The sequence below is a fragment of the Streptomyces sp. MA5143a genome, from assembly GCF_900290235.1.
GTDB lineage: Bacteria > Actinomycetota > Actinomycetes > Streptomycetales > Streptomycetaceae > Streptomyces.
Map to the genome: position 1 here is coordinate 1 of NZ_OLMK01000139.1, position 21,953 is coordinate 21,953.

Annotated in this window: 21 protein-coding genes; 9 read left to right on the plus strand and 12 right to left on the minus strand. The window is 70.5% G+C overall.

The genetic code is table 11. The features are described from left to right. Nucleotides 1–73: 73 nt before the first annotated feature. The 7 genes from SMA5143A_RS41405 to crcB (SMA5143A_RS41435) all read right to left on the minus strand — a co-directional run bounded on the left by SMA5143A_RS41405 (nucleotide 74) and on the right by crcB (SMA5143A_RS41435) (nucleotide 5,625). The gene (locus tag SMA5143A_RS41405) at nucleotides 74–1,126 is read right to left on the minus strand and encodes an asparaginase (RefSeq protein ID WP_107467959.1); all 1,053 of its coding nucleotides are present in this window, start codon (nucleotides 1,124–1,126) and stop codon (nucleotides 74–76) included. Nucleotides 1,127–1,134: 8 nt separating this feature from the next. Further along, nucleotides 1,135–2,577, minus strand: a complete 1,443-nt coding sequence (locus tag SMA5143A_RS41410; RefSeq protein WP_107467942.1) for an amino acid permease — start codon at nucleotides 2,575–2,577, stop codon at nucleotides 1,135–1,137. After that, the gene (locus SMA5143A_RS41415) at nucleotides 2,574–3,251 is read right to left on the minus strand and encodes a FadR/GntR family transcriptional regulator (protein ID WP_107467943.1); all 678 of its coding nucleotides are present in this window, start codon (nucleotides 3,249–3,251) and stop codon (nucleotides 2,574–2,576) included. Before SMA5143A_RS41415 ends, SMA5143A_RS41410 begins: the two co-directional genes overlap by 4 nt. Before the next feature lie 163 nt (nucleotides 3,252–3,414). Then, nucleotides 3,415–4,248 carry an undecaprenyl-diphosphate phosphatase gene (locus SMA5143A_RS41420; RefSeq protein ID WP_107467944.1) on the minus strand — a complete coding sequence of 278 codons (834 nt, stop codon included), beginning with the start codon at nucleotides 4,246–4,248 and terminating at the stop codon, nucleotides 3,415–3,417. A gap of 92 nt (nucleotides 4,249–4,340) precedes the next feature. After that, on the minus strand, nucleotides 4,341–4,715 hold the full coding sequence (gene crcB, locus SMA5143A_RS41425; protein ID WP_107467945.1) for a fluoride efflux transporter CrcB: 375 nt from the start codon (nucleotides 4,713–4,715) through the stop codon (nucleotides 4,341–4,343). After that, entirely contained in the window at nucleotides 4,712–5,128 is a 417-nt protein-coding gene (locus SMA5143A_RS41430) for a DUF190 domain-containing protein (protein WP_107467946.1), read from the minus strand. The genes crcB (SMA5143A_RS41425) and SMA5143A_RS41430 overlap by 4 nt, the downstream gene beginning before the upstream one ends. Beyond that, a complete protein-coding gene (gene crcB / locus SMA5143A_RS41435) occupies nucleotides 5,125–5,625 on the minus strand; it encodes a fluoride efflux transporter CrcB (RefSeq protein ID WP_107467960.1) in 501 nt (166 codons plus the stop codon). Before crcB (SMA5143A_RS41435) ends, SMA5143A_RS41430 begins: the two co-directional genes overlap by 4 nt. A 481-nt stretch (nucleotides 5,626–6,106) precedes the next feature. Here crcB (SMA5143A_RS41435) and SMA5143A_RS41440 point away from each other — a divergent pair, with 481 nt between their 5' ends. Together SMA5143A_RS41440 and SMA5143A_RS41445 are read left to right on the plus strand one after the other, a co-directional pair. Next, nucleotides 6,107–6,940 (plus strand): hypothetical protein, encoded by an 834-nt coding sequence (locus SMA5143A_RS41440; protein ID WP_107467947.1) that lies wholly within the window; start codon nucleotides 6,107–6,109, stop codon nucleotides 6,938–6,940. A gap of 273 nt (nucleotides 6,941–7,213) precedes the next feature. Further along, nucleotides 7,214–8,026, plus strand: a complete 813-nt coding sequence (locus SMA5143A_RS41445) for an acyl carrier protein (RefSeq protein ID WP_107467948.1) — start codon at nucleotides 7,214–7,216, stop codon at nucleotides 8,024–8,026. Nucleotides 8,027–8,126: 100 nt separating this feature from the next. Here SMA5143A_RS41445 and SMA5143A_RS41450 read toward each other — a convergent pair whose 3' ends face one another. The 3 genes from SMA5143A_RS41450 to SMA5143A_RS41460 all read right to left on the minus strand — a co-directional run bounded on the left by SMA5143A_RS41450 (nucleotide 8,127) and on the right by SMA5143A_RS41460 (nucleotide 12,513). Continuing rightward, complete coding sequence (locus SMA5143A_RS41450; protein WP_107467949.1) at nucleotides 8,127–8,555, minus strand: hypothetical protein; 429 nt, start codon at nucleotides 8,553–8,555, stop codon at nucleotides 8,127–8,129. Between the two features lie 233 nt (nucleotides 8,556–8,788). Then, nucleotides 8,789–10,357: a glycoside hydrolase family 53 protein gene (locus tag SMA5143A_RS41455; protein WP_107467950.1), complete on the minus strand. Its 1,569-nt coding sequence runs from the start codon at nucleotides 10,355–10,357 to the stop codon at nucleotides 8,789–8,791. A 134-nt stretch (nucleotides 10,358–10,491) separates the two neighbouring features. Next, entirely contained in the window at nucleotides 10,492–12,513 is a 2,022-nt protein-coding gene (locus tag SMA5143A_RS41460) for a beta-galactosidase (protein ID WP_107467951.1), read from the minus strand. A 185-nt stretch (nucleotides 12,514–12,698) separates the two neighbouring features. Between SMA5143A_RS41460 and SMA5143A_RS41465 the strand changes: the two genes are divergently transcribed. The 5 genes from SMA5143A_RS41465 (at nucleotide 12,699) to SMA5143A_RS41485 (ending at nucleotide 17,967) form a co-directional block, all read left to right on the plus strand. Beyond that, a complete protein-coding gene (locus tag SMA5143A_RS41465; RefSeq protein ID WP_107467952.1) occupies nucleotides 12,699–14,021 on the plus strand; it encodes an ABC transporter substrate-binding protein in 1,323 nt (440 codons plus the stop codon). Beyond that, nucleotides 14,018–14,953, plus strand: coding sequence for a carbohydrate ABC transporter permease (locus SMA5143A_RS41470; RefSeq protein ID WP_107467953.1), 936 nt, complete (start codon nucleotides 14,018–14,020; stop codon nucleotides 14,951–14,953). Before SMA5143A_RS41465 ends, SMA5143A_RS41470 begins: the two co-directional genes overlap by 4 nt. Next, the gene (locus SMA5143A_RS41475) at nucleotides 14,950–15,855 is read left to right on the plus strand and encodes a carbohydrate ABC transporter permease (protein WP_107467954.1); all 906 of its coding nucleotides are present in this window, start codon (nucleotides 14,950–14,952) and stop codon (nucleotides 15,853–15,855) included. Before SMA5143A_RS41470 ends, SMA5143A_RS41475 begins: the two co-directional genes overlap by 4 nt. Next, the gene (locus tag SMA5143A_RS41480) at nucleotides 15,852–16,883 is read left to right on the plus strand and encodes a LacI family DNA-binding transcriptional regulator (RefSeq protein ID WP_107467955.1); all 1,032 of its coding nucleotides are present in this window, start codon (nucleotides 15,852–15,854) and stop codon (nucleotides 16,881–16,883) included. Before SMA5143A_RS41475 ends, SMA5143A_RS41480 begins: the two co-directional genes overlap by 4 nt. 283 nt (nucleotides 16,884–17,166) lie before the next feature. Next, entirely contained in the window at nucleotides 17,167–17,967 is an 801-nt protein-coding gene (locus SMA5143A_RS41485) for a VOC family protein (protein ID WP_107467956.1), read from the plus strand. Between the two features lie 41 nt (nucleotides 17,968–18,008). Here SMA5143A_RS41485 and glgX read toward each other — a convergent pair whose 3' ends face one another. Together glgX and SMA5143A_RS41495 are read right to left on the minus strand one after the other, a co-directional pair. Next, nucleotides 18,009–20,102 carry a glycogen debranching protein GlgX gene (gene glgX, locus SMA5143A_RS41490; protein ID WP_107467957.1) on the minus strand — a complete coding sequence of 698 codons (2,094 nt, stop codon included), beginning with the start codon at nucleotides 20,100–20,102 and terminating at the stop codon, nucleotides 18,009–18,011. Between the two features lie 128 nt (nucleotides 20,103–20,230). Further along, entirely contained in the window at nucleotides 20,231–20,815 is a 585-nt protein-coding gene (locus tag SMA5143A_RS41495) for a pep a2 (protein WP_099970555.1), read from the minus strand. Nucleotides 20,816–21,131: 316 nt separating this feature from the next. Here SMA5143A_RS41495 and SMA5143A_RS41500 point away from each other — a divergent pair, with 316 nt between their 5' ends. Together SMA5143A_RS41500 and SMA5143A_RS41505 are read left to right on the plus strand one after the other, a co-directional pair. Continuing rightward, nucleotides 21,132–21,428: a DUF5133 domain-containing protein gene (locus SMA5143A_RS41500; RefSeq protein ID WP_107467958.1), complete on the plus strand. Its 297-nt coding sequence runs from the start codon at nucleotides 21,132–21,134 to the stop codon at nucleotides 21,426–21,428. Nucleotides 21,429–21,486: 58 nt separating this feature from the next. Next, the coding region (locus SMA5143A_RS41505; RefSeq protein ID WP_146194052.1) for a maltotransferase domain-containing protein at nucleotides 21,487–21,953 on the plus strand (467 nt) is incomplete at its 3' end.

A 21,953-nucleotide genomic window follows, 5' to 3' on the forward strand; every position in this document is an offset into this window, starting at 1 on the left:
TCGCGGTACGGGTCCTCTTCTTTGAGGTGTGAGGTGGATCAGACGTACGAGGTGCTTCGGGCGTACGAGGTGGTCAGGCGTACGAGGAGGGGGTGAGGGGGTCCAGGGCGCGGGCCGGGCGGACGTGGCCGACCACGTCGCCGCCGCCGAGCAGCGGGGCGCCCGCGAACTCGGCGAGGGCGGCCGGGTCGACGCCGGCGCGGGCGAGGGCCGCCGCGGTGACGGGGACCCGGGCCCTGTCGGCACCGTCGGCGATCTTCACGGCGACGGCGCGGCCGTCGGGGAGGGCGGCGACCTGGACGCCCTCGAAGCCGTCCTTGCTGAGCAGCCCGGGTACGGCCCGCATCAGCGCGGCCACGTCGCGCCCGGCGCCGGAGGCCATCTCGGCGTGGTCGCGCATCGCGTCGGCGACCTGGCGCTCGGGGGTGCCCTCGGCGGCGGTGGTGATCCGGGCGAGGGCGCGGGCCAGGCCGTGCAGGGACACGGAGAACAGGGGGGCGCCGCAGCCGTCGACGGTCACCCGGGCGATGGCCTGCCCGGTGAGGTCCTCGACGATCTCCGCGATGGCCTGCTGCAAGGGGTGCGCGGGGTCGACGTAGTCGTCGACGGACCAGCCGTTGAGCTCGCAGGTGTGGAGCATGGCCGCGTGCTTGCCGGAGCAGTTCTGCGCGAGCCGGGAGGGCCCGCGCCCGTCCCGGATCCACGCGTCACGCACGGCGGGGCCGTACGGCATGTCCGGGACGTTGCGCAGGTCGTCCTCGGTGGCGCCGGCCAGCTCCAGGATCTGCCGGGCTCCGGCGAGGTGGCGTTCCTCGCCGGAGTGGCTGGCCGCGGTCAGTGACAGCAGGGCGCCGTCCAGGGGCAGCCCGGCGCGCAGCATGGCCACGGCCTGGACCGGCTTGAGCGCCGACCGGGGGTAGAACGCCGCCTCGATGTCACCGAGTTGGAGTTCCACCTCCCCGTCGGCACCCAGCACCACGACGGAGCCGTAGTGGATGCCCTCGATGACCCCACCGCGTACGAGGTGGGCGACGGGGGCGTGGAGCGGCTCCCGGATCGCGGGGGCCGCGGCCACCGGAGCCACGGGGGTACCCGGGGCGCCGGTGGTCGTGGGGTGGTACGTCACTGCCTGGTTCACGCATCCGCTCCGGTCGACTTCCGGGCGACCCGGCCGCGTATGCCGTACCAGCCCGCCACGAGCGCGCCCACGATCAGCGGGACGCACAGCACCGTCGTGCGGCCCGCGCCGCCGTCGGCGTACATGAGGACCAGCACGGACGCGAGGAAGAAGAGCGTGACGAGTTCGGTCCAGGGGGAGCCCGGGAGCTGGTAGCTCGGCCGGGTCAGTTCGCCCTTCTTGGTCTTCTGCCAGAAGAGCAGGTGGCAGAGCATGATCATGCCCCAGGTGGCGATGATGCCGATCGCGGCGAAGTTGAGCACGATCTCGAACGCCTCGGCGGGGACCACGAAGTTGAGGCCGACACCCAAGACGCAGATGCCGCTGGTGAGCAGGATGCCGCCGTAGGGGACCTGGCTGCGGCTCATCACGCCGGTGAACTTCGGGGCGGAGCCGGACATCGCCATCGAGCGCAGGATGCGGCCGGTGGAGTACAGGCCCGAGTTGAGGGAGGACATCGCGGCGGTGAGGACGACCAGGTTCATGATGCCGCCGGCCGCGGGGACCCCGATGTTGGAGAGCACCGTCACGAAGGGGCTCTCGCCGGCCTTGTAGGAGGACCAGGGCAGCAGCATGGAGAGCAGGACGACGGAGCCGACGTAGAACAGGCCGACGCGCCACATGATCGAGTTGATCGCCTTGGGCATGATCTTCTCGGGGTTCTCGGTCTCACCGGCGGCGACGCCGACCAGCTCGACGGAGGCGTAGGCGAAGACGACGCCCTGGATGATCAGCAGCATCGGCAGGATGCCGTTGGGGAAGACGCCGCCGTTGTCGGTGATCAGGGCCGGGCCGGGATTGTGGCCGTCGACGGGCTGCTGGGTGACCAGCAGGAAGATGCCGATGCACATGAACACGACGAGCGCGCCGACCTTGATGATCGCGAACCAGAACTCCAGTTCGCCGAACATCTTCACCGAGATCAGGTTCACGGTGAGGACCACCGCGAGGGCGATCAGCGCGATCACCCACTGCGGTACGTCCGAGAACATGCCCCAGTAGTGGGTGTAGACGGCGACCGCGGTGATGTCGGCGATCCCGGTGGTGGCCCAGTTCAGGAAGTACATCCAGCCCGCCGTGTACGCGCCCTTCTCGCCGAGGAACTCCCGGGCGTAGGACACGAAGGCGCCGGACGAGGGCCGGTACAGGACCAGCTCTCCGAGGGCACGGACGACGAGGAACGCGAAGACGCCGCAGACGGCGTACGCGATGAACAGGGAGGGGCCGGCGTCGGCCAGTCGGCCGCCGGCGCCCAGGAAGAGGCCGGTACCGATGGCACCGCCGATGGCGATCATGTTGACGTGCCGGGCCTTGAGGGACTTGCTGTAGCCCTCGTCGCCCGCGTCGACATGGGGTGCGGCCGGTGTGCGCGTCTCTTCTTTGAGGTGCTGCTCGCTCACGCCTCGGGTCCGCCTTCCGTGGAACTGGTCGTGCGTGGGGACCGCACGATGTCGGTGAGGGTGGTCTCGATGCGGTCGAGGTGGTGGGACATGGCCTCCACCGCGTCGTGTTCGGAACCGTCGATCAGTGCCTCGACGATGGCCCGGTGCTCCCGGTTGGACTGCTCGCGACGGCCGCCCAGTTCGTTGAGGAAGGCCGACTGACGCGCCAGTGCGTCCCGGATCTCCTCGATGACCCGGCGGAACACCGGGTTCTGGGCGGCCTCCGCCACGGCCAGGTGGAACAGCGTGTCCATCGCGACCCAGGCGGTGGTGTCGGTCTCCCGCTCCATCCGGTCCAGGAGGTGCGCCAGGTGGTCCAGGTTCTCCGGGGTACGGCGGACCGCCGCGTACCCGGCGACCGGGATCTCCACATGCCGACGCACTTCCAGCAGGTCGCTCGCCGCGTAGTCGCCGAAGGTGGGGTCCTCGACGGCGTTCGCGATCACGAAGGTGCCCTTGCCGGTGCGGGACTGGGTCAGTCCCATCACCTGGAGGGCGCGCAGTGCCTCGCGGAGCACCGGGCGGCTCACTTCGAGCTGCCGGCACAGCTCCGCCTCGGAGGGGAGCTTGTCACCGATGGCGTACTCGCCGCGCTCGATGGCGCCGCGAAGGTGGGTGAGCACCGCTTCCATGGCGCTGACGCGCCGGGGTGCCGAGCCACCTGTCTGGCTGTCTGACAGGTTCACGGGGGTGATCCTGCGGGTGACGGGACGGGGCTGTCAAGGGGTGACCGGTTCGATCTTGGCGCTGGTCGGAGGGTGGATCACCCTCCGACGGTCGGCGCCGGGGCCGTCGTCAGCTGAGGCCGCCCGCCGCGAGCAGCCCGAACAGCAGCACACCGACGACGATCCGGTACGCCACGAAGACGTTGAGCGAGTTGTGGGTCACGAACCTCAACAGCCAGGCCACCGAGGCGTATGCGACCGCGAACGATACGACCGTTCCGACGAGGAGCGGGGCGGCGCCCACGCCGGCCCCGAGGGCGTCCTTCAGCTCGTAGAGCCCGGCGCCGGTCAGGGCCGGGATGCCGAGGAAGAAGGAGAGCCGGGTGGCGGCGACCCGGTCCAGGTCGAGCAGCAGCGCGGTGGACAGGGTGGCGCCCGAGCGGGAGAAGCCGGGGAACAGCAAAGCGAGGATCTGCGAACCGCCGACCAGCATCGCGTCCCGGAAGGAGGTGTCGCCCTCGCCGCGCTTGTGCCGCCCCACCCGCTCCGCGGTCCACATGACCGCGCTGCCGCCGATCAGCGACCCGGCCACCACCCACAGCGAGGCGAGCGGCCCCTCGATCAGCGGCCGGGCGAGCAGCCCGACGAGCACGATGGGGACGGTCGCGGCGATCACCCACCAGGCGAACAGGTAGTCACGCTGCTGCCGCTCCCCCGCGTCGAACAGCCCCCGGAACCAGGCGCCGCAGATCCGCGCGATGTCCCTGCGGAAGTACACGAGCACGGCGGCGATGGCGCCGACCTGGATGACCGCGGAGAACCCGACGACCGCGCGGTCCTCGACCTGGATTCCCATGAGCCCTTCGGTGATCTTCAGATGGCCCGTGGAGGACACCGGTAGGAACTCGGTCACCCCTTCCACCGCTCCGAGGACGACGGCCTGACCGACGGTGATGGCGCTCATGTGGTCCAGTTCTGCTCAGCGGAGGACGCGACGACAGGCAGTGTCGTACTACAGCCGGGTAAGGGCCCCGAACAGCTGGACGAGTGCCCGGCTCATGTCCAGAGGGCCTCGGCCAGTGCCACGCCGGCGAAGGCCGCGCCCAGCCCCGCCGCGACGCTTGCGATCACGTACAGGGCGGCGTGGAGGCGGGCGCCGTCCTGGGCGAGCCGCAGGGTCTCGTAGGAGAACGTCGAATACGTGGTGAGCGCCCCGCAGAGTCCGGTGCCGAGGAAGAGTCGCAGGTCGGAGTCGGCGGCGCCGGCGGCCACGGCGCCGGTGAGCACACCGAGGACGAGGGAGCCGGCGGCGTTGACGGTGAAGGTGCCCCAGGGGAAGACCGTGTCGTGCCGTGACTGCACGGCCCGGTCGGTGAGATAGCGCAGCGGCGCGCCGACCATGCCGCCGACGACGACCAGCACCCAGTTCACGACGTTCTCTTACCTTCCTCATGTGTTCCGGTGGGGGCGGCCGGGGCGACGACCTCGCACGCGTCGAGCGTCACCAGCCCGTCGGGGACCAGGTCCGCCAGTTCCGGAAGAAAGGCCCGCACGCGTTCCTCGGTGTCGACGACGACCACCGCGACGGGCAGTTCCTCACTGAGCGACAGCAGACGTGAGGTGTGGACGATCGAGGAGGCGCCGAAGCCCTCGATGCCCCGGAACACGCTCGCGCCGGCGAGGCCCGCCGTGTGCGCCCGGTGCACGATCTCGCTGTAGAGCGGTCGGTGGTGCCAGGTGTCCTGCTCGCCGATCAGGACGGTCAGACGCAGGGCCGGCCCGGTGAGTCGGGGCCGCGTCGGGTGCTCCGCCGCCGCAGCGGTTCGCGCCGTGTCAGGGGTCATCGTCGCCTCCGTGCCAGGGTCAGGCGTGCCGTGGTGGCCGCGAGCCAGACCGCCGCGAGGGCGGACAGGAGGGTCGCGGCGAGATAGGCGAGGGCGGTGCGGGGGTGGCCGTCGCCGACCAGGGTCCGGATGTCGACGGCGTAGGTCGAGAAGGTGGTGAAGCCGCCGAGCACACCGGTGCCGAAGAAGGGCCGGACCAGACGGTGGGCCGCCCACACGTCGGTGATCACGACCATGAAGAGGCCGATGACGAAGCAGCCGACGACGTTCACCCAGAACGTGGTCCAGGGGAAGCCGGTGGCCTCGGTGGGCCAGAGCAGGGACGCGCCGTAGCGGGCGGTCGCGCCGATGCCACCGCCGACGGCGACCACCGCGACGACGGGCCCCTGGCCGTGCCACGGGGACGGCCGGCGGGCGGGGGTCCGCGGGGTGGCGGGGGCCTCGGCGGCTTCGGCGGCTTCGGCGGCCTCGGCCCTGCCGGAGTGCGGGACTGTCATGTGCGTACGTCTCCTACTCGCGTCCGCACCGCCGCGCCGCCCGGCGGATCGCGGCTGGTCGACAGCGTAACGCGGGGGCCGGACGGCGGCTCGGTCGCCCGGACCCGGCAGCTCGCACCCCGCGACGCCGCGTCCCCACAGGCTGCCCGGGACGAGGCGACCGTCGGCCACGCAGGCACTGGTGACCATGCGGAACCGGGAGTGGCGGTCGACCGCCGTGCGCACGATCCCGTCCCGGTCGTCGACGGTGACGACCCCGGCGAAGCCGAGGGGGCGGTAAGGGTCCCCGCGTTGGGGTACGGCGTCCGCACCGCGCCCCGGCTCGCGACCCGGCGCCCGGCGGGTGGGGCCCGCCATGGTGCCTCCCGGTGGTCGTCCGGTGGTGGTGGTCCTCGGGTCGGTGGCCCGTCCTCGCAGGCGGCAGCCCCAGTGTCCGCGCCCTCGGGTTAGGTTGAGCCCCACCGATCGGAGAGGTTGTGCCATGGCCACTCGCCCCCGCCTGCTGTACGTGACGGATCTGGCCTACCCGGCCCGCGGCCGGCGCTACGGCGACGAGGACGTCTTCCTCACCTCGCGGTTGCGCGCGGAGTTCGACCTCGCCCTGTGCCACCCCCTGGACGCTGCGGCCCTCATGGACGGCTTCGACGCCGTCGTGGTGCGCAACAGCGGGCCCGTGCTGCACTACCGGCGGGAGTACGACGCCTTCCGCGAGCGGGCGGCGGCGAGCGGCACCCCGGTCTACAACCCGCTGACCGGCCGGGCCGACATGGACGGCAAGCAGTATCTGCTCGACCTCACACGGGCCGGGTTCCCGGTGATCCCCACCGTCGACCGGCCCGAGGACCTGGGGCGTCTGCCCGGGGCCGACGCGTACGCGGTCAAGCCGACGGCCGGCGCCGACTCCATCGGCCTGCGCTTCGTGACCGGCGCGGAGCTGGCCGACCTGACCTGGGGCGACGTGCTGGTCCAGCCGCGCGTCGACTTCCGGTACGAGGTGTCCTTCTACTACGTCGACGAGGCCTTCCAGTACGCCCTGCACGCCCCCGACCCCGAGCGGCGCTGGGTCCTGGAGCCCTATGACGCCACGGAGGCCGACCTGGCCTTCGCCCGGCGGTTCATCGACTGGAACACCCTCGACCACGGCATCCAGCGGGTGGACGCGTGCAGGACCCGGGAGGGTGATCTGCTGCTGGTCGAGCTGGAGGACCTCAACCCGTATCTGTCCCTGGACCGCGTCCCCGAGTCCACCAGGGACGCCTTCGTCGAGGCCATGGCCGGCTCCCTCCACGGCTTCCTGCGCGCCGCCGGCCGCTGAACGGCCGGAGGGGCGCCGTACGCCGAGACGCTGGGTGTTCCCCGTCGGGCGAGGGTGCTGCCGAAGGGGCCGGGGTGGCCCGCAGCCGACGTCCAGGTGAACTCGCGACCCGCACGAAAGCGCGCCCTGCCACAGCCGTGTAACAGCGGCTTCGCGGGGCAACTCCCGCCCCACCCCGTCGGTCGAACCCGGTGTGTCGCACACCTGCGCCGCGGCGGAACCGGTGCCGCCCGGCGCGACTCCTCCAGTCCCGACCGAACCCGGAGTTGACCCGTGCCCAGGAAGTCCCTGCACACACGGCTCGTCGCCACCGCCGCCCTCCTGCTCACCGCAAGCGCCCTGTCCGCGCCCGCCGCCGCTGCAAAGCCCTCGGGCGCCTTCGCCGGTAACGCCTACGTGCTGAACGTCAGCACCAACCCGACCAGCACCGGCTTCGACAAACTCCGGGTCGACGTCACCGGCACCGTGACCAAGGCCGACGGCACCCCGGCGCCCCACATCCCCGTCACCGTCCAGGAGGTCATCCGCTTCACCACCTGGAATCCGTGGGGCGACCCGATCGACCCCAATTACTACGAGCCGCGCGACCTGGGCAAGCCGGTCACCGACGCCGACGGCAGGTTCACCATCCGCAACGTGAACATCGACCACGTGTCCGGCAGCAGCCTGCTCAACGTCCAGCGCGGCGTGGACATCACGGCCTTCTACGACGAGGACGGCGACCTCAACACCCCGCAGGACGGCTACTACGCCGACACCAGCGTGACAGCCGAAGCCAGGTCCAGCTCCGTCAGCTACAAGGTCAACAAGAAGAAGGTGAAGGCGGGCGACATCCTCACCGTTCAGGGCAAGGTCACCCTGCCCAAGGGGGTCGAGCCCGGGGATACCGAGGTCTTCCTGCAGACCAACTGGGAGAGCGAGTACGACGTGAGGACGACCACCGAGGACGACGGCTTCTTCGTGATGTCCGTGCGCGTCTCGGGCCACGACGACACGTTCGCGCTGCGCACGGCTCCGAGGGACTTCTACGTGGCGGGCGCGCACCGGACGCTCCCGATCACCAACACCTCGCTGCCGCGTCCGTAGCGCTCCCGAACACGACGGGTCACCACCGTGCGCGGCGGTGACCCGTCGCCGGGGCCTGCGGGCCGGCAGGCCCGCTTCCGCCCCCGGCGGCGCCATCAGCTCATTGGCCTTCAAACCAGTGAGACTCCGGCCACTCCGGCATCCAATCGGTGGCAATAGCCCCCGAGAACACCCCGACCAGCCAATCGACGACAGGTTGCTCGTAGGCGCACCAGTCCCCCCAGGATCGCCGGAAGGCGGAGACCACCCATTCCCCGTTTCCGCGATGCTCCAGGAAGAATTTGTCGCCTTCGACGGAATGACCCCAATGCAGCATTCCGCCCGGGTCCGGCAAAACGCTTCGAGGAATTACGGGATGCCCGCCTCTGACGAAGTCACTCATCCAGACGTTCTTATCCACCATAAACCGCTGTCCGAAAATGAAGAAATAATCCGAGATCAGCAGGTCACCATAAAATGAGCACACCTTTCTGAGATCCACCGGCAGGCCCGCGTTCAAATCTTTCTCCACCGTGTCGAAGGACACCATGGACCGCACCGGCGGAGCACCAAGCAGATCTCGCAACTCACCAATCGAAGACATCCCGCACTTTCGAAGCACCCGTACCGTACAACTTCCGGTGACAGTCGTCGGCGTATCCGGCGGCCGTCCAGGCCGGCTCCGTCGGGCTTCTCACGCTCCTTCGCCATGCTGCGGTGACGCCTCACCCCGTGCTGGGCGCACGGGATGAGGCAGGGCCACAGCCTGACGAGTCCCTTGTGCTAGCGGTGGCCGAACCACGCCATCGCCGGGAGCGCCCTGTCGTCGTAGCCGAACAGTGCCTGGTTCTCCCAGCCGTTTCCGGAGGACGCGTCCGTGGGGTCCCAGCCGTTGCCGTTGACGGCGGTCCAGGTCGACTCCCAGTAGAAGATGCCCAGGCCGCGGCCGTTCGGGACGGCCTCGACGATGCTGGCGACGTCCTTCATCCAGCGTGTCTGACCGGCGGTGCTGGCGGGGTAGCCGGACACCAGCTCGCTCGGCACGTCGATGATGTTCTCGTGCGCGTCCTCGCTGTCGAGGCGGAACGGATAGGCCGTCTCGGCGAGGAACACCGGCTTGGCGTAGCGGGAGGCCGCGTCGTCGAGGGTGGTCTGGAAGTCGGCGAGGGTGCCGTGCCAGTAGCCGTAGTAGGACAGGCCGATGACGTCGAACCTCACGTTGTTGGCGACGGCGTTGTCGAACCACCAGCGGGTGCCGGACAGGTCACCGCCCTTGGCGAGGTGCAGCGCCACCTGGGTGGAGGAGTTGACCGCCTTGACCGCGTCGTAGCCGGAGTTGAGCAGTCCGGCGAGTTGCGGCCAGTTGGAGGTGGAGCCCGCGTTCCACAGCATGCCGCCGTTGATCTCGTTGCCGACCTGCACCATGTCGGCGGTGGTGCCCTGCGACTTGAGGGCGCTCAGGACGTCGTGGGTGTGGTTGTAGACGTCCGTCCTCAACTGGCTGTACGAGTGGCCGGCCCACGTGGACGGCACCGCCTGGGCGCCGGGGTCGGCCCAGGTGTCCGAGTAGTGGAAGTCGACCAGCAGCTTCATGCCCTGCGCCTTGACGCGCTTGGCGGCGGCGAGCACGCGTGCCTTGTTGTTGTAGCCGTCGGCGGGGTTCACCCAGACCTTCAGGCGCGCCCAGTTCTGGCCGGCGCCCTTGAGGATGGCGAGGGCGTCGCCGGTGGTGCCGGAGCTGTTCTTGTAGACGCCGCCCTTGGCCTCGCTCTTGATGAGCGACGACACGTCGGAGCCCTTGATGGACAGGCCCGTCCTGCCGGAGGTGAAGGTGAGGTCGTCGACGTTGAGCCAGTTTGCGGCGTTGGCGTCGGAGTTGACGCTGATCGTGCACTGGTTGTTCGTCACCGTGATCGAGGTGACGATCCGGAGCCAGCCGCTCGCGGAGACCGGGATGTCGGTGCGCTGCTCGGCGCCGCCGCAGTTCCTCAGCGCGATGTACGCGGAGTTCTGGCCGCCGCCGGACCGCACCCACGCGGTGAGCTTGTAGTTCCCGTTGGTCAGCCCGGACAGGTACTGGTAGGTCTCCACCTTGTAGGCGGACGACGACCAGTGGGAGAGGCGGTAACCGCCGCCGTGACCACCGGACTCGGTGAAGGAGGCGGAGTTCTGGCCGGCCGCCGAGTACGTCGACCAGCCGGCCGGGGTCGCGGTGCCCGTGCCGTCGGACTCGAAGCCCCCGTTGGTCAGGGTGGAGGCCGCGTGGGCGGAGCCGGTGGGCACCGTCGTGAGCGCCAGGCCCGCGAACAGCGGTATGAGCAGGGCCTTGAGGGCGCGTCTCGCGTGGAACATCGTCGTCCCTTCGACGAAGGCGGGGACCTGGTCGCGCGGTGCGCGAGGGCGGCGCCGCGCCCGAAGGCCGTGGGCGCGGCGCCGCCGGACCGACCGGACGTCCCCAGGAATCCGGCCGGCGTTCAAGGGGTCGGTCAGGGGTCGAGTCGGACGACCCTGACGCCGCCGGCGGGCACGGCGAGGTGGCCCGCCGCGCGTTCGCCGGTGAGGAGTTCGGTGCCCTCGCCGTCCAGTGGCACCTTCGCGTCGAGCGCGGTGTGGTTGATCGCGAAGAGGAAGTCGCCCGACTCACCCGTGCGGCGCACCACCTCGACGTCGCGGGGCAGTTCGGCGGGGGGCGCGATGCCCGCGTCGTCGGCGGCCCAGCCGAGCAGCACGTCGAGGCCGTGCGCGTCGAGGCGGGTCGACACGTACCAGGCGGAGCCCTCTCCCAGCCGGTGCCGGGTGACGGCGGGCCGGTCGGCGGTGAGCCCGTCGGCGTACGTCCAGACCGTCTCGGCGCCGTCCGGCACCACGAACTCGGTCCACACGTCGCCGGTCAGCTCCGAGCCGTCGGGCCCGGTGATCCGTACGCTCTCCCCGGCGAGCAGCGGCGAGAACTCCTCCACCGTCAGGCCGAGGACCTCGCGCAGGGCGCCCGGATAGGGGCCCTCGTGAACGGCGTCGTGCTCGTCGACGATCCCCGAGAAGTACGACACGACGAGGGTGCCGCCGTTCTCGACGTACGCCGTGAGGTTGTCCCGTGCGGCCTCGGTCATCAGGTAGAGCGCGGGAACGACGACAAGGGGATAGGCCGACAAGTCGGCTTCCGGGTGGGCGAAGTCGACCGTGAGGTGGCGGTCGTAGAGGGCCGCGTAGAAGGCGTCGGCGCGTTCGCGGGCGTCGTGGTCCTCGCTGGGGCGCCACTGGAGGTTCTGCGCCCACCAGGAGTGCCAGTCCCACAGGACGGCCACGTCGGCGACGGTGCGGCTGCCGCGGATCCGGCCGAGCGAGTCGAGGGACGCGCCGAGTTCGACGACCTCGCGCCACACCCGCGAGTCGGTTCCCGCCTGCGGCAGCATCGCCGAGTGGAACTTCTCGGCGCCGCGCCGGGACTGCCGCCACTGGAAGAACATGGCGCCGTCGGAGCCGCGCGCCACATGGGCGAGGGAGTTGCGGGCCATCTGCCCGGGGGCCTTGGCGGGGTTGCGGGCCTGCCAGTTGACGCCGGAGGTGGAGTGCTCCAGGAGCAGCCAGGGGGCGCCGCCGGCGACGGACCGGGTGAGGTCGGCGGCCATCGCGAGGTTGACGTGGGTGCGGCGGCCGTCGGTGATCAGGTAGTGGTCGTTGGTGACGAGGTCGACCTCGCGGCCCCAGGCCCAGTAGTCGAGGGAGTCGCACTGGCTGAGGGCGGTCATGAAGTTGGTGGTGACGGGGATGCCGGGCGCGAGGCGGTGCAGGATGTCCCGCTCCCGGACGAAGTTCTCGCGGAGGGTGTCGTCGGCGAACCGCTTGTAGTCGAGGGCCTGGCCCGGGTTGCCGACGGTGGGTGACACGCGCGGCGGGTTGATCTGCGCGAAGTCGGTGTAGTGCTGGCCCCAGAAGGCGGTGCCCCAGGCCTCGTTGAGCGCCGCGACATCGCCGTACGCGCGCTCCAGCCAGCGGCGGAAGTGCGCGGCGCACGTGTCGCAGTAACAGGCGGAGACGGGCACGCCGTACTCGTTGTGCACGTGCCACAGGGCGAGCGCGGGGTGGTCGGCGTAGCGCTCGGCGAGCCTGGTCGTGATGTCGGCGGCGGCGGCGCGGTAGTCGGGGTTGCTGTGGCAGATGGCGCCGCGTGAGCCGAACTCGTAGCGGGTGCCGTCGGCGGCCACGGGCAGCGCCTCGGGGTGCTCCCGGTAGAACCACACCGGCGGTACGACGGTGGGGGTGCCGAGGTCGGCACGGATGCCGTGGTCGTGGAGCAGGTCGAGCAGGCGGTCGAGCCAGGCGAAGTCGTACACGCCTCGGGAGGTTTCCAGCAGGGCCCAGGAGAAGATGCCGACGCTGACCATGGTGACGCCCGCCTCGCGCATCAGCCGCACGTCCTCGTGCCAGACGGTTTCCGGCCACTGCTCCGGGTTGTAGTCCCCACCGAAGGCGAGCCTGGTGAGGCCCGTGGGGGTGGTCTCCGGCATGGATCTCTCCCGTTATGTCGATCATTTGGGAACGTTCACACACAGCGGTGGCGGTGTAAGCCCAACATAACCGCACAGCAACAACCATTGACAAGTGTCCGGGATGTTTCTCTACTGTGAACGCTCACAGAAGCATGGCACGGTCTTCGCGACAGGTGAGGACCCAGGTCAGGGGAGAAACATCCATGCCCAACATCACGAAGCAGCGGCGCTTTGTGGCCACTGCCGTCGCCGTGACGCTCGGCGCGACCACACTCGCCGCCTGCGGCGGGTCCGACGACGACGGCGAGGCCCAGTCGGGGCCCGCGAAGCTGACGTACTGGACCTGGACGCCGGGCATGGACAAGGTCGTCGACCTGTGGAACGAGGGTCCCGGCAAGGAGCAGCAGATCACCGTCACGGTGAAGAAACAGGCGTCCGGCGACACCCTCGTGACCAAGATCCTCACCGCGCACAAGGCGGGCAGGGGCCCCGACCTGGTGCAGGCCGAGTACCAGGCGCTGCCCACGCTGGTCAGCAATGACGCGGTCGCCGACATAGCGAAGGAGTCGGGCGACGCCAAGGGCAAGTTCGCCGACGGTGTCTGGCAGCAGACGACGCTGGGCTCGGACGCGGTCTACGCGATCCCGCAGGACATCGGGCCGATGATGTTCTACTACCGCGAGGACCTGTTCGAGAAGTACGGCCTGACCGTCCCGAAGACCTGGGACGAGTTCGCCGCGACCGCGCGGAAGCTGAAGAAGGAGGAGCCGGACGTCGATCTGACCACGTTCTCCGCCAACGACTCGGGCCTCTTCGCCGGTCTCGCCCAGCAGGCGGGCGCGAAGTGGTGGACCACCGAGGGCCAGAAGTGGAAGGTCGGCATCGACGACGCGGCGACGCGGAAGGTCGCCGACTTCTGGGGCGGTCTGGTGAAGGAGGGCGCCGTCGACAACCAGCCGATGTACACCCCGGCCTGGAACAAGGCGCTCAACACGGGCAAGCAGATCGCCTGGGTCAGCGCCGTGTGGGCGCCGGGCACCCTGACCACGGCCGCGCCCGACACCCAGGGCAAGTGGAAGATGGCCCCGCTGCCCCAGTGGTCCGACTCCGGACACGTCACCGGCAGTTGGGGCGGCTCGTCGACCGCCGTCACCACCGACTCGAAGCACAAGGGCGCCGCCGCCAAGTTCGCCGCCTGGCTGAACACCGACCCGCGGGCGCTGACCGCCCTCGCGAAGGAGGGCGGCATCTACCCCGCCGCTACGACCGCGCAGACCAGTGACGCGTTCGCCCAGCCGCCGGCGTTCTTCTCGAACCAGGCCGACTTCTACTCCGCGGCCTCCGAGATCGCCAAGACCACCGCGCCCTCCGCCTGGGGCCCGAACGTGAACGTCGCGTACACCTCCTTCAAGGACGCGTTCGGCGCCGCCGCCAAGGACAAGTCGGACTTCGGTGCCGCCCTGAAGAAGATGCGGGACGACACGGTCGCCGACATGAAGAAGCAGGGCTTCGAGGTCTCCGAGTGACCAGCGCACGCCGGAAGCCGTACGGGGTCAAGGCGGCCCCGTACGCTTTCCTCCTCCCGGCGACGATCCTGTTCTCCCTCTTCTTCGCGCTGCCCATCGGCTATGCGATCTGGCTCAGCCTGCACAAGGTGCGGGTCAAGGGGCTGGGCCTGGGCTCGGGCGCCCGGCAGGAGGTGTGGGCGGGACTGGAGAACTACGCCGACGCCCTCAGCGACTCCGAGTTCCTCGACGGCGCGCTGCGCGTGCTGGGCTACGGCGCGATCGTCGTCCCGGTCATGCTCGGCCTGGCGCTGGTCCTCGCCCTGATGCTGGACAGCGAAAAGGTACGGCTCGCCCCGTTCACCCGGCTCGCGATCTTCCTGCCGTACGCGGTGCCCGGCGTCGTGGCGGCCCTGCTGTGGGGCTTCCTCTACCTCCCGGACGTCAGCCCCTTCTACTTCGTGCTCGACGAGCTGGGCCTCCCCCAGCCGGACCTGCTCGACGGCGGCGGTCTGTACGCCGCGCTGTCGAACATCGCGATCTGGGGCGGCACCGGATTCAACATGATCGTCATCTACACCTCGCTCCAGGCGATCCCCGCCGAGGTGTACGAGGCGGCGAAACTGGACGGCGCGACCCCCCTCCAGATCGCCCTGCGCGTCAAGATCCCGATGGTGGCGCCCTCACTGGTGCTGACCTTCTTCTTCTCGATCATCGCCACGCTCCAGGTGTTCAGCGAGCCGACCACCCTCAAGCCCCTCACCAACTCCGTCTCCACGACATGGAGTCCGCTGATGAAGGTGTACGTGGACGCCTTCGGCAAGGGCGACATCCACGGGGCGGCCGCCGGCGCGGTGGTGATCGCCCTGGCCACGCTGGTGGTGTCGTTCGGCTTCCTCAGGGCCGCGAACTCCCGGAACAAGCGGGACGTCAGTCAAGGAGCCGCACGATGAGTTCTCTTGCCGTCCGCAAGCCCGCCCCGGCCGCGGGCACCACGCCCGGCACGGCGCAGGGCCCTCCGCCGCGCCGCCGGATCGCGCTCGTCCCGACACTGACCCTGCTGCTGGGCGCGCTGTACTGTCTGCTGCCGGTCGCCTGGGTCGTGATCGCGGCCACCAAGTCCGGCAGCGAGCTGTTCTCCACCTTCACCTTCCTCCCGGGCAGCGGCTTCGCGGACAACCTGTCCGACCTGAACGCCTACCGCGAGGGCGTCTACTGGCAGTGGATGGGCAACTCCGCGCTGTACGCGGGCGTCGGCGCCCTGCTGTCGACCGCCGTCTCCGCGATCAGCGGCTACGCGCTGGCGATCTACCGCTTCAAGGGCCGTGAGGCCGTCTTCAGCGTCCTGATGGCGGGGGTGCTGATGCCGCCGGTGATCCTGGCGATCCCGCAGTACCTGCTGCTGGCGAAGGCGGACCTCGCGGACACGTACTGGTCGGTGCTGCTGCCGCTGGTGCTGTCGCCGTACGGCGTCTACCTGTCCCGCATCTACGCCGCCGCCGCGGTCCCCGCCGACGTGGTGGAGGCCGGGCGGATGGACGGGGCGAGCGAGTGGCGGATCTTCACCCGGATCGCGCTGCCGATGATGGTGCCCGGTCTGGTGACTGTCTTCCTGTTCCAGTTCGTCGCCGTGTGGAACAACTTCCTGCTGCCGTTCATCATGCTCAGCGACGACGAGAAGTTCCCGATCACCCTGGGCCTGTACACGCTCCTGGAGCAGGGCTCGAACACCCCGGCGCTCTACACCCTGGTGATCACGGGCGCGTTGCTGGCGGTGATCCCGCTGATCGCGCTGTTCCTGGTCATCCAGCGGTTCTGGAGTCTCGACCTGCTGTCCGGGGCCGTAAAGTCATGACCATGAGCAACACGGGGGGCAGGCGCAAACCGCCGACCATTCACGACGTGGCGCGGGTGGCGGGGGTCTCCCGGGGCACCGTGTCACGGGTGCTCAACGGCGGTCACTACGTCAGCCCGGCTGCGCAGGAAGCGGTCAACGCGGCGATCCGCAAGACGGGTTACGTGGTGAACCGGCACGCCCGCTCACTGATCACGGGCCGTTCCGACTCGATCGGCTTCCTCCTCACGGAACCGCAGGAGAAACTGTTCGAGGACCCCAACTTCAACGTCCTGCTGCGGGGTTGCACCCAGGCGCTGGCCGCGCACGACATCCCCCTGCTGCTGATGGTGGCGGGCACGGAGGACGAGCGGCGTCGGATCATGCGGTACATCACGGCGGGCCATGTCGACGGGGTGCTGCTGGTGTCCAGCCACTCCGGTGACCCGGTCGCCGAGCAGCTCCGGGACGCGGGGGTGCCGCTCGTCCAGTGCGGCAAGCCCATGGGGCCCGGGACCAAGGTGAGCTATGTGGCGGCGGACGACCGGGACGGCGCCCGGGACATGGTGCGCCATCTGCTGTCCCTGGGCCGCCGCCGCGTCGGCGTGGTCACCGGGCCGCTGGACACACCGGGCGGCGTGGACCGGCTCGCCGGCTACAAGGAGGTGCTCACCGAGGCGGGCGTCGGGATCGACGAACGGCTGATCGTGTCCGGCGACTACAGCCGGGCCGGCGGTGAGGCGGGCGCCGAACGGCTGCTGGAGCGGGCGCCGGACATGGACGCGGTGTTCGTGGCGTCCGACCTGATGGCGCAGGGCGCGCTGAAGGCGCTGCGCCGGGCGGGTCGCCGGGTGCCGGAGGACGTGGCCGTGGGCGGGTTCGACGACTCGACCGCCGCGACGGAGTCCGTGCCCGCCCTCACCACGATCCGCCAGCCGTACGACCGCATCAGCAACGAGATGGTGCGGGTCCTGCTGGCGCAGATCGGCGGCGAGGACCCGGCCGCGGTGATCCTGCCCACGGAGCTGGTGCGGCGGGACTCCACCTGAGCGGGCGCGGCGGAGCCGGTGGTCGCGGACCCATGAGTGGGGCGTTCCTTCATGTCAGCCATGTGCCGCCTCCTCCCCTCGGGGGACGCGGAGCGCATGTGCGCGGTGGCTCGGGGTAAGTGCCGGAAGCCGCACGTCATCACCCGAACGGCCGCCCGAGGATCGGTCGTCACCGGGATCGGAACGCCGACACGGGGTACTCGGCAGGCGCCGACTCCGGTTCCGGTTGGACACTGGAGTGCGGCCGGTGTGTGCCGGTGGACGAGACCAGGACGCGACTGCCATGAACAGCGAGACGAAACCCAGGGGCGCGACGAGTGTCGTGTCCACCCGATCCGTGTGCGGAGCACCCTGCTGGGTGAGCCTCACCAGCCGGGACCTGCCGGCCACGGAGGACTTCTACGAGGCCGTGCTGGGCTGGACGTGGCGCACGGCGAAGCTCGGCGACCACTTCCGGATCGCGCTGGCGGACGGTGTGCCGGTCGCGGGGATCGCCGGGGTGGCGAGCCTGTGGCAGATGGCGGTCGCCTGGACGCCCTACTTCGCGGTGTCCGACGCGGACGCCGCCGCCTCACGGGCCCGTGAGCGCGGCGGCACCGTCGCGGTCGGCCCGCTGTCCTTCCCGCCGGGCCGGGCGGCCCTGCTGGCCGACCGCCACGGGGCCACGTTCGGGATCTGGGAGGGGGAACTCTTCACGAACTGGGAGGCCTGGCACCGGGCCGCGCCCGCCTTCGTCCGCCTCCACACCCGGGACGCCTTCGACGCGGCCATCTTCTACGGCGAGGTCCTGGAGTGGGCCTCCGGGAAGCCGGGTTGCTGCGAGGTCCGCTACGAGGCCAACGAGGTCGTCCTGCGCAGCCAGGGCGACGTCGTCGCCCGGATCACCTCCGGGGCGCTGGAGGCGGCGCCCGATCCCACGATCCGGCCGCACTGGCAGATCCACTTCTCGGTCTCCGACGTGGCCGCCTGCGTCGAGGCCGCCCAGCACCACGGCGGCACCGTCCTCACCCAGAGCCCGCGCGAGGCGGTGCTGCGCGATCCGGACGGCGCCCAGTTCACGATCACCTCGGACCGCGAGCCCTGACCGTCCCGAGCGGACCGCGAAACGTCCGCCGTGCCCCTGGTTCAGGCCGTCCTGGAGGGCCGCGACAGTACGACCAGGCCCCGCGCGGCGACGAGGATCTCGGTGCCTGCCTTGTGTTCCGTCTCGTCGGGCGTGCCGTCCGGCTCGGCGGCGGTGTCGACGCGGGTGGTCCAGCGCTCCCCGTAGGCGGTGCCGGGCAGGCGGAAGGCGACGGGCTCCCAGTGGCCGTTCAGCAGCAGGAGGAAGGAGTCGTCGACGACGGGCCTGCCGTACGGGTCGGGTTCGGCGATGGCGTCGCCGTTGAGGAACACGGCGACGGAGTGGGCGTCGGGGCGTGCCCAGTCCTCGTCGGTCATGTCGTGGGCGTCCGGCGTCAGCCACACCAGGTCGGGCAGCGGCTGGTCCGCGCGGGTGGCGGTGTCGCCACGGAAGTACCGGCGGCGGCGCAGCACCGGGTGGGCGGCGCGCAGGGCGATCAGCCGCCGGGTGAAGTCGAACAGCGCGCGCTGCTCGTCGTCGAGCCGCCAGTCGACCCAGGAGACCTCGTTGTCCTGGCAGTAGGCGTTGTTGTTGCCTTGCTGGGTGCGGCCCAGCTCGTCGCCGTGGCACAGCATGGGGATGCCCTGGGAGAGCAGCAGGGTGGACAGCAGGTTGCGCTGCTGGCGGGCGCGGAGCGTGAGGACGCGCGGGTCGTCGCTGTCGCCCTCGGCGCCGCAGTTCCAGGAGCGGTTGACGCTCTCGCCGTCCCGGTTGCCCTCGCCGTTGGCCTCGTTGTGCTTGTCGTTGTAGGAGACGAGGTCGCGGAGGGTGAAACCGTCGTGCGCGGTCACGAAGTTGACGCTGGCGCGCGGCCGGCGCCGGCTGTGTTCGTACAGGTCGGCGGAGCCGGTCAGCCGGGAGGCGAACTCGCCGAGCGTGCCGGGCCGGCCGCGCCAGAAGTCCCGTACGGCGTCCCGGTACCTGCCGTTCCACTCCGACCACAGCGGTGGGAAGTTGCCCACCTGGTAGCCGCCCTCGCCGACGTCCCACGGTTCCGCGATCAGTTTGACGCGGCTGATCACCGGGTCCTGCTGGATGAGGTCGAAGAACGCCGACAGCCGGTCCACCTCGTGGAACTGCCGGGCCAGCGTGGCCGCGAGGTCGAAGCGGAAGCCGTCCACGTGCATCTCGGTGACCCAGTACCGCAGCGAGTCCATGATCAGCTGGAGCACGTAGGGATGCCGCATCAGCAGGCTGTTGCCGGTGCCGGTGGTGTCGTAGTAGTGCTCCCAGTCGCCGTCCACCAGCCGGTAGTACGAGGCGTTGTCGATGCCCCGGAAGGACAGCGTGGGACCCTTCTCGTTGCCCTCGGCGGTGTGGTTGTAGACCACGTCGAGGATCACTTCGAGACCGGCGGCGTGCAGCGCCTTCACCATCGACTTGAACTCGGTGACCTGCTGGCCGCGGGTGCCGTGGGCGGCGTAGTCGTTGTGGGGCGCGAAGAAGCCGATGGTGTTGTAGCCCCAGTAGTTGGCGAGGCCCCGGTCCTGGAGCACCCCGTCCTGCGCGAACTGGTGCACCGGCATCAGTTCGATCGCCGTGACGCCCAGCTCGGTGAGGTGGTCGACGATCGCGGGGTGCGCCAACCCGGCGTAGGTGCCGCGCAGTTCGGCGGGGATGTCGGGGTGGGTGCGGGTGAGGCCGCGGACGTGGGCCTCGTAGATCACGGTGTCGGCGTAGGGCCGGCGGGGCCGGCGGTCCTCGCCCCAGTCGAAGTAGGGGTCGGTGACCACGCCGAGCATGGTGTGCCCGGCGCTGTCGGCGGTGCGGTCGTACAGCGAGGGGTGGTTGTCCACCTGCCCCTCCACGGCCCGGGTGTACGGGTCGAGCAGCAGCTTCGCGGGGTTGCAGCGGTGTCCGGAGGCCGGGTCCCAGGGGCCGTGCACGCGGTAGCCGTAGCGCTGTCCCGGTCCGATGCCGGGGACGTGGCCGTGCCAGACGAAGCCGTCGACCTCGGTGAGCGGGACCGTGCGGGAGCCGCCGTCGTCGTCCACGAGGACCAGGTCGACTCCCTCGGCGACCTCGCTGAACAGCGCGAAGTTGGTGCCGGTGCCGTCGTAGGACGCGCCGAGCGGGTAGGGCTGCCCGCTCCACACGGTGACGGGCTTTCGCGACGGCGGCCGCGCGGGCGGCGTCCTGTCCGCCCGCGCGTTGTCCTTGCCGGCCCGGCGCGCGGACCCGCTCCCGCCGGATCGCGCGCGCCCGTTCCGCTTCCCCCTCCCCGTCACCGCGCGGCGTCGCAGGTGCTCGACACGGTCGGCACCTGGCTCGCGGGCCGGTCCGCGGTCGCGGCGGCCGCGGCGGTGTCCGGTGCGTCGGCCGGGGCGTCGCCCTGCGGGCCGGCGAGCGCGACCACCCGTACCTCGCGCGGCACTTGGAGGACCTCGCGCAGGGTCGGCGAGGGGGCCGTGGGGACGAGGGGGACACTTTCGTCGACGGGGGCCCGCTGGGTGAACCAGATGACCGTGCTGCCGGTGTCGGTGGTACAGCAGCCCCAGCCGTCGCTGAGCGCGGCGATGCGGGTCAGGCAGGGGCGCAGCTCGCGGTCGGGGCGCAGCTCGCGGTCGTTCTCCGCGATCGCGGCGATGAGGTGCTGCCCGTTCCACCACATCTCGACCGAGGTGTTCTTGTCCGACGCGTGCTCGTCGATCGCGTGCAGCAGCAGTTCGGCGCTGTGGCAGACGGGTTCGACGAGGGTCTCCAGGTCCCAGAAGCGGAGGTGGGCGGCCAGGATGCGCCTGACCCGTCCGACCCCTTCCGGACTGACTTCCACGTCGAGGTGGTAGTAGCGAGGCACTGCGGTCTTCATCGTCGTTGGCTCCTCACCGGCGAAGCTCCCGCCCCGCTCCGTTCCTCCTGGAACGCGCCCCGGAACGGTCCGCGGGACGCATTCGGGACACGGAGCGTGAGCACCGATCACTTCTGAGTCAGCTCCCAGCGTGAGGTGGCTACGCCATTCGTGCAACACGAGCGACGGACGAGTTGGTTGAAGCGCCAACAAGACGGGTGGTGGCCGTCCGTGCACCATGAGTGAAGGCACCGGCTCCTCATGCGTCGGTGCTCCTCAGTGCACGGCCTCCCACGGGAAGCGTGCTCCACCGAGAGTGCCGGGAGGTGATCAGCACATGTTGCTGCCCGCCAAGAACGAGGTGGCCAGACAGCTGCGGCGCTACCGCATGTGGGAACGCGTGATGCTCGCCGCCCCCGCGGACAGGGCCGCCCGGGACCATTTCGAGGACTCGGGCTACACGCTGTGCGTGCTGATGGGAAAGCGCTGCGCCCGGGAGGCGGTGGCCGCGGCCGAGCGCTATCTCCAGACGACTCTGCCCGCGTACCTCCAGGAGCAGACCGGTCAGGCCCGCAAGGGCCGTGGGGTGCCCCACGGCCCTCCGTCCGAGCGGCGTTCCGCCGCGGGGCGGTAGGGCGCGTCACCACCCGTTCGGCGCAGTTCCCATCCCGAGTTCGGCGGAGGTGAGACCCATGAGCCAGACCCCGGCCATCGGCCGTATCCCCATCAGGGACGTCCGCCCGCTCGTCGAGTGCGGGAAGCGCCCCGCGAAAGCGGTGGTGGGAGAGACCTTCGAGGTCACCGCGACGCTGTTCCGGGAAGGGCACGGCGTCATCGCGGCCAATGTGGTCCTGAAGGACCCGGAGGGCCGCCCCGCGCCGTGGACGCCGATGCGGGAACTCGGGTCCGGGACCGACCGCTGGGCCGCCTCCGTCACTCCGACGTCGGTGGGCCGGTGGACGTACCGGGTGGAGGCCTGGAGCGACCCGGTCACCAGCTGGCGCCGGGTCGCACACATCAAGATCCCCGCCGGCATCGACGACGGTCTCGTCCTGGAGGAGGGCGCCGAGCTGTACGAGCGTGCCGCCGCCGGGGTCCCTGAGGCGGACGCGCACGCCGTGCTGATGACCGCCGTGCGGCGGCTGCGGGACGACGCCCT

What these genes read in the sequence shown, in the direction of transcription:
- SMA5143A_RS41415 (WP_107467943.1), bottom strand. Translation starts at nt 3,251, where the DNA reads ATGGAAGCGGTGCTCACCCACCTTCGCGGCGCCATCGAGCGCGGCGAG.
- SMA5143A_RS41420 (WP_107467944.1), bottom strand. Translation starts at nt 4,248, where the DNA reads ATGAGCGCCATCACCGTCGGTCAGGCCGTCGTCCTCGGAGCGGTGGAA.
- SMA5143A_RS41430 (WP_107467946.1), bottom strand. Translation starts at nt 5,128, where the DNA reads ATGACCCCTGACACGGCGCGAACCGCTGCGGCGGCGGAGCACCCGACG.
- crcB (WP_107467960.1), bottom strand. Translation starts at nt 5,625, where the DNA reads ATGACAGTCCCGCACTCCGGCAGGGCCGAGGCCGCCGAAGCCGCCGAA.
- SMA5143A_RS41440 (WP_107467947.1), top strand. Translation starts at nt 6,107, where the DNA reads ATGGCCACTCGCCCCCGCCTGCTGTACGTGACGGATCTGGCCTACCCG.
- SMA5143A_RS41450 (WP_107467949.1), bottom strand. Translation starts at nt 8,555, where the DNA reads ATGGTGTCCTTCGACACGGTGGAGAAAGATTTGAACGCGGGCCTGCCG.
- SMA5143A_RS41455 (WP_107467950.1), bottom strand. Translation starts at nt 10,357, where the DNA reads ATGTTCCACGCGAGACGCGCCCTCAAGGCCCTGCTCATACCGCTGTTC.
- SMA5143A_RS41460 (WP_107467951.1), bottom strand. Translation starts at nt 12,513, where the DNA reads ATGCCGGAGACCACCCCCACGGGCCTCACCAGGCTCGCCTTCGGTGGG.
- SMA5143A_RS41465 (WP_107467952.1), top strand. Translation starts at nt 12,699, where the DNA reads ATGCCCAACATCACGAAGCAGCGGCGCTTTGTGGCCACTGCCGTCGCC.
- SMA5143A_RS41475 (WP_107467954.1), top strand. Translation starts at nt 14,950, where the DNA reads ATGAGTTCTCTTGCCGTCCGCAAGCCCGCCCCGGCCGCGGGCACCACG.
- SMA5143A_RS41480 (WP_107467955.1), top strand. Translation starts at nt 15,852, where the DNA reads ATGACCATGAGCAACACGGGGGGCAGGCGCAAACCGCCGACCATTCAC.
- SMA5143A_RS41485 (WP_107467956.1), top strand. Translation starts at nt 17,167, where the DNA reads ATGAACAGCGAGACGAAACCCAGGGGCGCGACGAGTGTCGTGTCCACC.
- SMA5143A_RS41495 (WP_099970555.1), bottom strand. Translation starts at nt 20,815, where the DNA reads ATGAAGACCGCAGTGCCTCGCTACTACCACCTCGACGTGGAAGTCAGT.
- SMA5143A_RS41500 (WP_107467958.1), top strand. Translation starts at nt 21,132, where the DNA reads ATGTTGCTGCCCGCCAAGAACGAGGTGGCCAGACAGCTGCGGCGCTAC.